This is a genomic window from Halomonas sp. BMC6 (assembly GCF_964204995.1).
In the GTDB taxonomy this organism is placed as follows: Bacteria; Pseudomonadota; Gammaproteobacteria; order Pseudomonadales; family Halomonadaceae; genus Vreelandella.
This window is the reverse complement of the sequence record NZ_CAXNSH010000001.1, coordinates 1,673,770-1,686,635: the sequence shown is the minus strand read 5'-3', so window position 1 is coordinate 1,686,635 and position 12,866 is coordinate 1,673,770. Positions and strand designations below refer to the sequence as shown.

The following is a 12,866-nucleotide window of genomic DNA, read 5'->3' as shown; positions in this document are numbered from 1 at the left end:
ACGGCGTACGCGCGTCGCTGCGTTTAATCTTAATATTTGACCCAACTTGTTAAGCGTATAGTTTTTGTTTAAATATTTCACACAATGACGTGTTGTCCACTCTATCAGCTCACGAAAGGAACTCGCCCATGGGTTATCGTAGGACTGCAAAATGGATGTTATCACTGAGTTGGGCACTCGCCCTGCCCGCCACTGCTAGCGAAGACGCCGTATTTCAACAGGTCGTGGCGCGTGCCCAACAGTTAGCCAATGCCCCCTATGAAGCGCCCGAGTCTTCACTGCCCGAGGCACTGCAATCGCTTAACTACGATGACTACCGGCAAATTCGCTTCAATCCCGAACGTGCCTACTGGCACGACGACAGCCCCTTTAGCCTACAGCTCTTCCACAGCGGGTTTCTATTTCAAACGCCGGTAGCGCTGAACATGGTCGAGAATGGCGACGTCGTCCCTCTCGACTTTACCACCGACGATTTTCGCTACGATGGCGACGCCAGCGAACTGCTCGAACATGATTTGAGCGGCAGCGGACACGCCGGTTTTCGTCTCCACTATCCGCTCAATAACCCCGACTACGCGGATGAATTCGCCGTCTTTCTCGGCGCCAGCTACTTTCGTCTGGTTGGCCAGCATCAAGCCTACGGGTTATCCACACGAGGGTTGGCGATCAACACCGCCTCGTCTCAAGGCGAAGAGTTCCCGGCCTTTCGCGAGTTTTGGTTGGTCACGCCGGACAGCGACGCCGAGAGCGTCACGCTGATGGCATTGATGGATAGCCCGTCGCTGAGCGGTGCCTACCGCTTCACCCTCACTCCCGGCGAGCACACCGAAGCGGAAATAGAAGCCGAGATCTTTGCCCGTGACGATGTCGAAAAAGTCGGGATCGCCCCGCTGACCAGCATGTTCACCTTTGGGGAAGCGAGCGCCCAACGGCCGGATGACTTCCGCCCTCAGGTTCATGACTCCGATGGCCTGCTGATGCATACCGGGCAAGGCGAATGGATCTGGCGACCGCTGAGCAACCCATCGGCCGTACGCGTTTCAAGCTTTACCGATGACGCACCCCAAGGGTTTGGCCTCATGCAGCGCGAGCGCGACTTTGATCGCTACCTCGACCTAGAGGCCAACTACCACCGCCGCCCCAGCCAGTGGGTCGAGCCACTGGAGGCGTGGGGCAAAGGTCACGTTGAGCTGGTGGAAATTCCCACGCCGGACGAAACCCACGACAACATCGTGGCCTACTGGGTCGCTGAGGACGCGCTCAAGGCTGGCGACACTCAGCGCCTGCATTACCGCACCTATACCCTGAACGAACAGCCTGAAGGGCACGCTCTGGGGAAAGTGATTCGCACCCGTCACGGCAGCGCCGCCGTGCCGGGTGAAGCGGACTCGCCTTCCGCCGAGCAGCGCCAGTTCGTGGTCGATTTTGCCGGCGGTGCTTTGGAGGCACTGTCGGCCGATGCGGAACTCACGCTGGATATCAGCGTGCGAGAGGGCGAAGCGTTACTGCCCCAGGTCAAAGTGCTGCCCAATAGCGGTCGACGCGCCACGTTCAGGCTGCCTCCCAGCCGCCAGCCCAGCGATATCCGTCTGCGCCTGATGCGCGACGGTGAGCCCGTGACCGAGACCTGGAACTACGTGTGGTATCCCGATGCGTGATGTGCCTACGCTGACGCCCTCCATCCCGTGGCTCAACGCTCGGCGTGCGCTGCTGGCCACGCTGGTCATCGGGTCCAGCATCGTAGGCTGTCTAGCGATGGTCCACGTGGTCGACAACCTTGCGCTGGGTTGGCAAATCGCCATGCTGACGCTGTTTGGCCTCACTTTTAGCTGGATTGCGCTGGCCTTTTGGGGAGCCGTCTGTGGTTTCGTGATCTGCGCGTTACGCCTTGACCCCCTCAGTCTCAAACGCGTGACGACAGAGCGCCCAACCGCCAGCCGTTTGGTCAGCCGCACGGCGCTGGTCATGCCGATTTACGCCGAACCCCCGATTCCCACGATGGCGGGGCTTGAAGCCACCTGCCGCTCGCTGCTTCAGCAGCCCAGTGCACCTGGCGAAGACACCGCGCGCGTGATCGGCCAGCACTTCGAAGTGTTCATTCTCAGCGATACCCAAGACCCCGCCCAAGCCGACGAAGAAGCCGCTCACGTGGCCGCGCTACAGCAGCGCTTGGCGGGGCAGCTCGCGGTGCATTACCGCCGTCGCCCCAACAATCACGGGCGCAAAGCGGGCAATATTGCCGACTTCTGCCGCCGCTGGGGCCGCCGCTACGACTATATGATCGTGCTGGATGCCGATAGCCTGATGAGCGGCGACACCCTGCTGCACATGGTGCATCAAATGCAGCGCTACCCCACCGTAGGACTGATTCAAACCGTGCCCATTCCCGTGGGGCAACGCACGCTGTTTGGCCGTTTTACCCAGCTCGCCTCGGCGCTGTATAGCCCCATGCTGGCAGCGGGCCAGAGTTTTTGGCAGGGCGACGCCGCCAACTACTGGGGACACAATGCGATCATTCGTACCCGCGCCTTCATGGCCCACGCAGGGCTGCCAACGCTGTCCGGCAAACCGCCGCTTGGGGGCGAGCTTTTAAGCCACGATTTCGTAGAAGCGGCCCTGCTAAGGCGTGGCGGCTGGCAGGTACTGCTGGATACCTCGGCAACGGCAGCGCTGTCTCGACGTAACCCCCATGCCAGCGCGTCGCGCAACAGCTTCGAAGCCATGCCCAGCAATCTGCTCGATTTTGCCAAGCGCGACCGGCGCTGGCTCCAGGGCAACCTCCAGCACCTGCGCCTATTGACGGGCGCTGGCTTCCACATTATCAGTCGCCTGCACTTCTTCTTTGGTGCATTTGCCTACTTATCCTCTCTGGTGTGGCTGGGATTGCTGGTGTGCACCAGCCTCATGGTGGGCTACCACGCACTCGACGGTGCCACAGAGCCACTGTTGCCCAAGGCGCTATCCCTATGGCTATTGAGTACCACGCTAGGCATGCTGATGGCTCCCAAGCTGCTCGGATTACTGCTGACTATCTGCCAATGCCCCCACGCCTTTGGCGGGCGCTTCAAGCTGGTGGCCAGCACGCTGCTCGAGATCGTGTTTGCCGCGCTGATTGCGCCGCTGATGATGGCGTGGCACAGCTTGTTCATCATCAACGTGCTGATTGGCCGCGCCATCGACTGGCAAACTCAGCACCGGGGCGAGCGCTCGTTGAGCTGGCGTGAAACCTGGCGGCATACTGGGTGGATGACGCTCTGTGGGGTGCTGTGGGCAAGCCTGATGGCGCTGTTCTCTCCATCGGCGTTTGGTTGGCTGACCCCCGCTTGGCTTGGGCTCGTGGCCGCTGCCCCGCTGGTAAAATACTCAAGCAGCGGCACCTGGGGCGGCGTGGTCAGCCACCGGCTAGGGCTGCTGCACACGCCCAGCATTAGCCTGACACCGGCACTGCTCAAGGACTTTGCCGACCTGACGGCGCGCAGCTCTCAAACGCTGGATACCCGTGGCGATCTCACGCTGAACGTGCCCCCCAACGAGCTGTATGGCGATATGCCTTGCCAACTGTTAAAACCCGGCAAGTCCTCTCAAGAGCCAGCCGTTTCCCGGGCGAAGGAGCCCCATTAGATGCCCTCTACGCTTCAACAGCTTCGTAGTGCCAGCGGCTTGGCCCGCTCCTTGTTCATATACTGGCGGCCTGGGCGGCAGCGCAGTTTGAAGCGGCTCTACCAGCCCTTTTTAGCACCGGGCGATATCGCCTTCGATATTGGCGCGCATTTGGGCGACCGCAGTGCCGCCTTTCAGTCACTGGGGGCGCAGGTCATTGCGCTAGAACCCCAGCCAGCGCTGGCCAAATGGTTTCAACGGCTGCTAAAAAGTCCCCATATCACCTTACTGCCTCTGGCGGTTGGCCCCGCCCCCGGCCATGCGGACATTGCCATCAGCGTGGGCAACCCTACGCTCTCGACGCTCGCTACCGAGTGGCGTCGCCAAGTGGGCGAGCGTAACCCGGGCTTCCAGCGAGTACGCTGGGAAGAGACGCTACGGGTGGAGATGACCACTTTGGATGCGTTGATCGACCGCTACGGCGAGCCTCGATTTATCAAGATCGACGTGGAAGGATTCGAGGCGGAGGTGCTGCAGGGGCTTAACTATCCCGTGGCCGCGCTGTCCGTGGAGTTCGTGGCGGGCATGCTCGAAGTGAGTCACGCTTGCCTAGCGCAGATTCAGCGCCTGGGCGACTACCGCTTCAACGCCATTGCCGGTGAGCAGCGCCAGTTCCGCTTCGATACCTGGCTTACGCCGGCTGCCATGGCCGCATGGCTTGCCGAAGGGGCCGATCAGCTTGCCTCGGGAGACATTTACGCCTGTCGCAGCGACCACGCGCTATTATCAAACACGTGTGTCAAGCCCGGCGCGGCCCTTGGATGACACACGTTAATCACCTTATCGCAAACGGGATGTTCATGGTTTATCACTGGCAGCACCTGACCGCTCCTCAGCTTCACGCCCTATCGCAACGCGACCCGGTCGCGGTCATTACTCTGGGGGCCATCGAGCAACACGGCACCCACCTACCGCTGGGCACCGACCTCATCATCGGTGAAGGCTTGCAGGCGGCGATGCTGGAACGGTTGGACGCGCAGGATGCTCGCGTGGACGTCGTGTGCCTGCCCGCCATGGCCGTGGGCGCCAGCGATGAGCATGCAAGCTTTCAGGGCACGTTGAGCCTACCCGCCCCGCTGGCCATTGCCACGCTCGAAGCCTACGGCGAAAGCATTGCTCGCGCTGGCATTCGTAAGCTCGTACTGATCAACAGCCACGGCGGCAATAAAGCCGTCATGGATTTAGCGGCCCTCACACTCCGGCGGCGCTGCCACATGCGCGTGGTCAAAGCGACCTACACGCGGCTACCGCCACTGGAAGGCGCGATGAACGCCGAAGAGCTGCGTTACGGGCTGCACGGCGGGCTGCTCGAAACCGCCATGATGCAGCATCTGGCACCGCAGCTCGTCACTCTAGACGGCTATTCCCCCACCGCCCCTGCCACTCCTGCGACAGGCGCGCTGGTGAGCCCCGAAGGCAGCGCCGCCTTTGCCTGGTTAGGGGAGGATTTAAGCGAGCACGGCGTGGCCGGGGATGCCAGCCACGCCAACGCTGCACTGGGTAAACGCCTCGTGGATCACTACGCCATGCAGCTTGCCCAAGTCGTTACGGAAACCGCACAGCTACCGCCGCTGGAAGTACCCGCGGCGGGCAGACGTTAACGGCCGCGGCTTTCGAGCACTTCGTCCAAAAAGTGGCCCGCCCGGTTGGCTTTGGCACTCAGGTAACGATGGTTGTGGTCCGTCACGCTGCCATACAACGCCTGGCGGGATACCACCTCGATACCGCCCTCTTTCAGGGCTGACATCTTCAGCGGGTTATTGGTGAGTAGCTGCACTTGCTCGATATTCAGTGCATTCAGCATGTCCACTGCCACGGCGTACTGGCGTTCGTCGTCGCCAAACCCCAACACCTGGTCGGCATCTACGGTATCCAGGCCGCTATCCTGCAGGGTGTAAGCACGCAGCTTGTTCGCTAGACCAATGCCACGCCCTTCTTGGGCCAAATAGAGCAGCACGCCGCCCCCCATGGCCTGGATATCCGCCACGGCATTGCGAAGCTGCTCGCCACAGTCGCAGCGCAGGCTGCCAAACAGATCGCCGGTCAAACAAGCGGAGTGCATCCGCAGCGGCACCGGGCCTTCCAGCGCCTCTACCTGGCCAATCACGACCGCCACGTGCTCGCGCAGGCCATCCGGTTCACGGAACAGCACAAAGCGGCTGTTCGGGGCGTCTTCCAACGGAATACTCGCCTCGCTCACTCGCTTCAGCATGCCCGGTGCGCCCGCCAAGCACTTCTGCGCTTCTTCAGCCTTGACCTCCAATAGCCGCCCCTGGGCAATTTGCTCGGCAATAGCGGCCTGGGCGTCTTCGCTGACCACTGCGGTCAAAGCAGCGGGGATCAGCAGCGCACGGCGCATTAATGCCACGGCGCCCCGTTCGGCGGCCCCTGCGGGTTTCAGTCCGCTCAATAGCGCGTTGGGTATGCTGCCGGAGTGGGCAACGGCCAACTGATGCAGCTCACCTTCGCTCACCTGCTCCGCCAGCGGTAGGCAAGCGGCTTCTGCAGTGAGCGATAATCCCATGGCTTCCAAGCGGTGGCGGGTGAGTACCAGCGCAGGACGCGCCCCGGATAAATGGGCCAGGGTATCCACCGAACGGCTGCCCTCTAGTGCTTGAACGAGAAGGCGCTGCTCACCGTTGCTGATCACGACCGGTAAACCACGACGAATATCGAAAATAGCGCGTTCAATTTGATACATGTAGGCCTCCAGGTTGCCTAATGATATGGGCAAAGGTTGCTTGCGTTGGGCAACATGGCCCCGCATGATCTGAGGTTATTTTCAGTGTGGAGGCGTCATGCCCGACTCCAGTAGTACATCCCATTCGATCAATCTTGATACCGCGTGGCAGTGGCTGCTCGCTCAGCGCGAGAGAATTTCCAGCACGGCGGCGCTGACGGTCACCAGCGACGGTCGGTGGCACTCGCCACACACCGTGACGCCTCAGGCCGAGATGCTGTTGGACTGCCTGACGCCGCTGGCGTTGCGCCCCCACTGGGTAGTTGCCCAGTTGGGGCAGAGTCTGGATGGTCGAATTGCCACGGAAAGCGGGCACTCCCACTACATCAACGGTCATGACAGCATCGTCCATTTGCACCGCCTTCGCGCCCTGGCCGATGCGGTGCTGGTCGGCGCGGGTACCGCTGCCGCCGACAATCCCCAGCTCACCGTACGCCACGTCCACGGCCGCCATCCGACCCGGGTGGTACTTGATCCGCGCGGGCGCGTGCCAGGCGATTTGGCGCTGTTTCGCAGCAGTGACGTCGAGACCCTGCATATCACCGGGCCAGACGCGACGCCTGCACCGAGCCACGCGGAGCGCTGCGTGCTGCCATTGAACGCCCGCGGGCAGTTCGAGCCGTCGGCGGTCGTGGCACTGCTGGCGACACGCGGGCTTAAACGCGTGCTGGTAGAAGGCGGAGGTGTCACCATTTCTCAGTTCATCGAAGCGCAGTGTGTCGACCGTCTGCACCTGATGGTGGCCCCGCTGCTGATCGGCTCCGGCAGGCCCGGCCTGCAAATGACGCCCATCGAGACGCTGGAGAGTGCGCTGCGCCCCACGATGCGCTCGTTCCGGTGTGGCGATGACACGCTGTTCGACGTGGAGCTGGGTGCCGTCTAACCCACCGGTCGGGGCTGGATTAAACGAGGTCGAGCCAGACGAAGGGGTTGCGTGAGCGCGTTTGGTAAACGCTACCCAAATGCCCGGCAGGCTGGAGAGCAGCACCAGCACGCCATACGCGAGCGAGACCGCCACCCCTTGAGCAGCGGGCAGACCGACCAGCACCCAAATACCCGCTGCGGCTCCTTCCCGCAGCCCCCAACCGGCAATCGAGAGAGGCACTAACATGGCCAGCAGCAGCACCGGTGCCAGCGCCAAGATGTCCAGAGCGGGCATCTCGCTGCCAATGGCACGAGCGGCGCAGACCATCACCAGTCCGTAGCTGATCACGATGGCCAGCGACGAGGCCAACTGCAGTGGCCATACCCGGCGCTCCAGCAGCCCGCGACGCACATCCCGCCCCAGCGCGACGCACCAGGACGGTAGTGTCGGCCCACGCTCGCGGCGACACCATATTCCCAGCGCGGCAACCACCAGTACCAAGGCGACCACCCCCGCAGCCAGAACGAGCAGACCCGTACCGCCCAGCGCAGCGTGCCACAGCGGCGAAGTGAGCAGTGCCACCAAGGTCAGCAGCGCCACCGCCATTTGCCCAGACGCCCGCTCGATCACCACCGCCCGCCAAGCGCTACCCTTGGACGCAGCTTGACGAGCATGACGGTGGGCACGTCCAGCATCGCCCAACACGCCGCCCGGCAGCAGCTGGTTGACCAGCAGCGCCAAGTAGTACTCGCGCAGGGCGTACCGAAAGCGCAGCGGCACATCTACCCGGCCGGCGGTGAACTGCCAGCGCCACGCGCTGAGCATCACCTGTAGTACGCTGACCGCCAGCGCCGCCAGCACCCACTCGGGCGCTAGGCGTGTCACCTCGGCTAGAACGGCAGCGGGCTCTACCCATAGCGCCACGGCCACCAACAGCGCCACGCTGACGATGCCGCGCTGCACCCAAGGCCGACGCAGAAAGTGCCCGGCAGGCATGGGCTAGCCCTGCTCCGCTGGCAGCGCCAGCAGATCACGATGGCCCACCCAAACGCCCACCTGCCCACGCTCCACGGCATCCAGACGTGCGGTGCGCCACTCGGCGATCCGCGTTGCCGCCTCCGGCGCCTGCTCGGTGGCCGCTTCCGCCCAGCCATTGATCAGCGAGCTGACGAGCGGCTGCTGCTCATGGCTCCCCGCGGCGAGCTGCCAAGGCGTAGCGGCCTCTTCCACCGCGTACCCCTGCTCCGCCATGGCGTGATAGAGCGCTCGGTGAGCCTCGCCGCCTAACGCCTCGCCCAACCCTTTATCCCGCTGCTGATGGGCGTTGAACAGCCCCAGCACAAAGCGGTCTTCCGGGTCGTCGATGGGCTGCTGATCCGCATCGGTAAAGCACCACTCGCCGGTGACGCTCAAGCTCACTAGCAGCGCTTGACGATGCGCGGCACACTGCTGTGCCAGCGTGTCGATCCACTGCTGAGACACCAAGTCGATGAGCGCTGAAGCAGTGACGACATCCGCCACTTTCAGTGCCGAGTGATCGAGATTCGCAAGCGACGCGCAGTGGGTTTCCACGTTCAGCGGCTGGCCCGTCGCATCATGAAGCGGCAGGGCACGACGGCGCGCCTCTCGTAACAGGGCGTCGTCGTGGTCGAACAGCGCCCACCGCTGCGCAGTGCTCAGTCGAGGCGCGAGAAACTGCATATTGCTGCCCCGTCCGCAGCCTAAATCTGCCAGCGATACCGGCGCTTCGCGCATGGATAGCCACGCATCGAGCCGGTTGACCAGCGCTTCACTGCGGGCGTGACTATCTACCGCTTCCCGCAGCGTGAGCCAGCTGGCCGCAAACTGGCTGCCCGCCGAGAGGTCGGGCGTACCTGTGCCATTCAACGCCTTGGCGAACTCAACGCCAGCGGCCTGCCAGTCGTTGAGAGCGCCTCGCGCCACCGCTACCCCGGCACGTAGTTCGGTACGTAGCGCCTCATGGGTGCAGAAGTTAGCAATCGCAGCGCTAAGTGCTTCCACATCGCCAGGAGCGACGCTGATGCCTGCGCCTTCCGGTAGGGTATCGCGCAGAGCGCCACCAGTCGTGGTAATCACCGGCAGCCCGTGGGCCAACGCCTCGGTGACCACCATGCCGTAACCTTCGTACCAAGAAGGCAGCACCAGCGCATGGGCACGTTGGTACGCGGCCTCCAAGGTGTCGGCATCGCACTCACCGTGGAGAGTGACGCGCTCGGCAAGCCGATGTTCGTCAATGAGCTGCTGCACGCTAGCGCTAAATGCCATATCGCGGGCCCCGCCGTAGCAGTCACACTGCCACTGGTCGCCATTCACGCGCGCCAGCGCCTTGACCAGCACATCCTGTCCCTTGCGCGGCGTGAGCGTGGCCACGCACAGCAGGCGGATGGGTTCACCCGGCGCAGGTGCGGGGCTGACCGGCGCGTGGGCAACGCCCGGCTCGACCACCGTAATGGGCGCAGTAATGGGCAGCGAGTAATCGCTGGCCAGTTCACTCAAACGGCGGGCGGTGAAGCGGCTAGTGACGATGACCCGCGCCACCTCCGCCAGCCCCGTCAGCTCGCTGCGATGAAGATACTGCTGCTCGTCACTTGAGAGCCCTTGTTCATCGCCCAGCGGGTGATGCAGCAGCGATGTGATATCCAGCCGATCCGCATGGCGGGCCACCACATCGGGCAGTGCGCCCATGGCCAAGCCATCGATAATGACGCGCTCGCCATCGGCTAGGGTTTCCAGCGCGCTATCAAGCGCACGTTTGGCCGTTGCATCGGCCTGCGGAAAGCGCCCGTCCAGGCCGACCACGTCCACCTGAAGGCCCTGTTCGCGCAGCGCGGCAACGATCTGCGCATCGTAGATATAACCACCGGTACGCTGGTCCGGATCACCTGCTACTAGTAAGGTAAAGCGCTGGCTCATAGTGCCCCTTCGTAGCTGGCCCAGGCCACATGAGATTCATGTAGCTTGATGTCCATTTGCGTCAGGCCTTTGGCGGTCTCGCCCATACGGCCCGCTTTGATGGCAGCGGCGAGCTGGTCAAAAATCACTTTCGCCATGAACTCCGTCGTGGTGTTCTGGCCGTTAAACTCACTGACCTCATCGAGGTTGCGATAGTTGTAATTGGCCAGCACTTCTTTGACGGTCTCACTGGCGAGGCCAATGTCGATCACCAAGCCATCCTGATCCAGCTCTGGGCGCTGAAACACGACATCGACCACATAGGTAGCGCCGTGGGTGCGCTGGGCCGGGCCAAAGATCTCGCCTTTGAAGCTGTGGGCAATCATGAAGTGATCGCGGACGCATAAACGGTACATGGGCAACTCCAGTCGGAAACTAACGGTTAAGGGGTTTAGGGGTAGCGAATTCGGTGGCAAAGCGCCGTGCTCTGTGGACTAAACAGCGCCGGGGCTCGTTCAGGAAAATCGATAAAATCGCACTCGCTGCTGATCAACGCCTCTAAGGCGGGGTCCGCCAACAGACGTAGCGCCACGCTCAAACGGCGGCGATAGTTCCAGCGCGGTTGCAGCTTGGCAGGCAGCTGACCCACTTGGCTCGCGCGCAAAGTCAGCCGCTGGGAATGGAAAGCCCCGCCGAGGGGCAGTGCCACCTCCCCTTGGCCAAACCAGCTCATCTCGATAACACGCCCTTCATTGCCGACCCGCTCCATGGCCAGACGCAGACCGTCCGGGTGGCCGCTGGCGTGAATCACGCAGTCTTGATCGTTGGGTGCTTGTTCAGGCAGGGCAAACGGTACACCGAGGGCACGAGCCAGAGATTCACGCTCGGGATTGATATCGACCAGCGTGACCTCGACCCCCGCAATGCGCGCACACAAATACGCCACCAGCGCCCCCACCACGCCTGCGCCCATCACGCAGACGCGCTCACCCAACATGGGGTTGGCATCCCACACGCCGTTGAGGGCGGTTTCCATGTTGGCAGTGAGTACGGCGCGCTGGGCAGGTACGTCATCAGGGACCGGCACCACGCTGTCGGCAGGCACTACGTAGTGATCCTGATGGGGATGAAGACAAAACACGGTTTTATCGAGAAGTGAATCAGGGCCGTGAGTCACACGACCCACGCTGCAGTAACCGTACTTTACCGGAGTGGGGAATTCTCCGGCCTGGAAAGGAGCGCGCATCCGCTGAGTTTCGCTTTCCGGCACGCGGGCATGAAACACCAGAGATTCCGTGCCGCGGCTCACGCCGCTATACAGGGCACGAACACGCACTTCTGATGTATCTATTGTGGGCAGCTCTTCCTGCTGCAGTTCGCCGTGACCTGGGTGCGTTACCCAAAAGGCCACCGCCGTATCAGGCGCCGACATGACATTTCCTTATCGTTGAAGCGCTGTTTCCATCCGTTGATCTTAACGTTACTAAGATATGGCGACTTTTCAATGGCTCACCTATAGCTTAGCGTAGAAAAGCAATCGGTCTATTAACGCTTGCCAACCTTCAACATTGTTTAAGTGGGGAACTTTTCGGGATGCTAACCACCATACACCCTATACAATAATGGTACATAGATAAATTATTGCATCACTAATTTCAACTGCGGACGACCGCGCCGCTTCGTGAGCCACCATGCCGCCTGTTTCTAACTCCTCCTCCTACCCACTGCCCAAGCGGCTGTTCAGCAGTCTCGAGCTGCTAATAGGCGCGCTGTTTCTCGTGGGTATGGGCATGCTGCTCGCGCCGCTCATGGCAAGCGCCGCCAACTGGTGGGCAGCCGGTATCTTCTATACGCTCATCAGCGGTTTGATCTTGGTGTTTTGGCCCCATGGCCCGCTAGGTTGGGCCAACCGGGTGACACTAGGGCGCGCGGTGCTGGTCGCTCTGGTTGCGGGCGCGCTGGTGAATGACGCTTTCATCGATGCCATTTGGCTATGGCTGGGTGTCTCGGTCATCGCTCTACTACTGGACGGCGTGGATGGTTGGATTGCCCGCCGCACCCGAAGCCACTCGCCTTTTGGCGCGCGCTTCGATATGGAACTGGATGCCCTGCTGATCATGCTGCTCTGTGTTGGCTTGATCATGGAAGAGGGGCTGGGGCTGTGGGTACTGCTGATTGGCGGCATGCGCTACTTATTCGTGGCCGCTAGCCTTCCCTTCCCTTGGCTGGATGCACCGCTTAATGAGAGCTACCGCCGCAAAGCCGTGTGCGTCTGGCAGGTCGTGGCGATGCTGTTGGCGTTAACGCCACTGACTTCGCCTTTGTTAGCAGGGCTGCTTGCGTTTAGCGCGTTAGTCACGCTGGTTTACTCTTTCGGCGTGGATGTTAAGTGGCTGTATCAACATCGCTAATTTTATTCGGCGTTAAATAATGCGTCTTTAAAAAGCCGCCTGACGTTTTCAATCAGGCGGCTTTTCATTTAACCACTATGCAACTAAACGTCAAAACACCAACAAAATCAGCTAGTAGACACATTGTTAGCCAAAGCTATGTTTGTTCGCTACTACAAACTTTATTTTTCGCAAACCGCCTTGTTACCAGCAAAAAACCTGATAGGATTCAGCGCTATTCAATATCCTCCTTTTACACTCAAGTAAGCATTTTAAAGATCGCGTTTTATCTAAAGAG

The 12,866-nt window shown here is 61.5% G+C and carries 10 protein-coding genes and 1 pseudogene; 6 read left to right on the top strand and 5 right to left on the bottom strand.

Translation table 11 applies throughout. The features are described from left to right. The first annotated feature begins 155 nt into the window (after positions 1 to 155). Genes AB6K10_RS08000 through AB6K10_RS07985 form a run of 4 tightly spaced genes read left to right on the top strand, consistent with a single transcriptional unit; the run spans position 156 to position 5,261 of the window. Complete coding sequence (locus tag AB6K10_RS08000) at positions 156 to 1,658, top strand: glucan biosynthesis protein G (protein ID WP_339118392.1); 1,503 nt, start codon at positions 156 to 158, stop codon at positions 1,656 to 1,658. After that, the gene (mdoH, locus tag AB6K10_RS07995; RefSeq protein WP_339118391.1) at positions 1,651 to 3,621 is read left to right on the top strand and encodes a glucans biosynthesis glucosyltransferase MdoH; all 1,971 of its coding nucleotides are present in this window, start codon (positions 1,651 to 1,653) and stop codon (positions 3,619 to 3,621) included. The genes AB6K10_RS08000 and mdoH overlap by 8 nt, the downstream gene beginning before the upstream one ends. Continuing rightward, positions 3,622 to 4,425: an FkbM family methyltransferase gene (locus AB6K10_RS07990; RefSeq protein WP_339118390.1), complete on the top strand. Its 804-nt coding sequence runs from the start codon at positions 3,622 to 3,624 to the stop codon at positions 4,423 to 4,425. Between the two features lie 35 nt (positions 4,426 to 4,460). Continuing rightward, positions 4,461 to 5,261, top strand: a complete 801-nt coding sequence (locus AB6K10_RS07985) for a creatininase family protein (RefSeq protein WP_339118389.1) — start codon at positions 4,461 to 4,463, stop codon at positions 5,259 to 5,261. Here AB6K10_RS07985 and ribA read toward each other — a convergent pair. After that, positions 5,258 to 6,361: a GTP cyclohydrolase II RibA gene (gene ribA / locus AB6K10_RS07980; RefSeq protein ID WP_339118388.1), complete on the bottom strand. Its 1,104-nt coding sequence runs from the start codon at positions 6,359 to 6,361 to the stop codon at positions 5,258 to 5,260. The two genes, AB6K10_RS07985 and ribA, sit on opposite strands and share 4 nt — an antisense overlap. Positions 6,362 to 6,458: 97 nt before the next feature. On the opposite strand from ribA, the gene AB6K10_RS07975 reads away from it, so the two are divergent. Further along, entirely contained in the window at positions 6,459 to 7,283 is an 825-nt protein-coding gene (locus AB6K10_RS07975) for a RibD family protein (protein WP_339119606.1), read from the top strand. A 108-nt stretch (positions 7,284 to 7,391) separates the two neighbouring features. On the opposite strand, the pseudogene AB6K10_RS07970 reads toward AB6K10_RS07975, so the two are convergent. The 4 genes and pseudogenes from AB6K10_RS07970 to AB6K10_RS07955 all read right to left on the bottom strand — a co-directional run. After that, positions 7,392 to 8,261 (bottom strand): annotated as a pseudogene (locus AB6K10_RS07970) (lysylphosphatidylglycerol synthase transmembrane domain-containing protein); the annotation flags it as partial. A 3-nt stretch (positions 8,262 to 8,264) separates the two neighbouring features. Then, positions 8,265 to 10,199, bottom strand: a complete 1,935-nt coding sequence (locus AB6K10_RS07965) for a glycosyltransferase (RefSeq protein WP_339118387.1) — start codon at positions 10,197 to 10,199, stop codon at positions 8,265 to 8,267. Then, a complete protein-coding gene (locus AB6K10_RS07960; protein ID WP_159341429.1) occupies positions 10,196 to 10,594 on the bottom strand; it encodes a 6-carboxytetrahydropterin synthase in 399 nt (132 codons plus the stop codon). The genes AB6K10_RS07965 and AB6K10_RS07960 overlap by 4 nt, the downstream gene beginning before the upstream one ends. Positions 10,595 to 10,629: 35 nt before the next feature. Beyond that, positions 10,630 to 11,610 (bottom strand): zinc-binding alcohol dehydrogenase, encoded by a 981-nt coding sequence (locus tag AB6K10_RS07955; protein WP_339118386.1) that lies wholly within the window; start codon positions 11,608 to 11,610, stop codon positions 10,630 to 10,632. A 259-nt stretch (positions 11,611 to 11,869) separates the two neighbouring features. On the opposite strand from AB6K10_RS07955, the gene AB6K10_RS07950 reads away from it, so the two are divergent. After that, complete coding sequence (locus tag AB6K10_RS07950; RefSeq protein ID WP_339118385.1) at positions 11,870 to 12,589, top strand: CDP-alcohol phosphatidyltransferase family protein; 720 nt, start codon at positions 11,870 to 11,872, stop codon at positions 12,587 to 12,589. Positions 12,590 to 12,866: the final 277 nt, after the last annotated feature.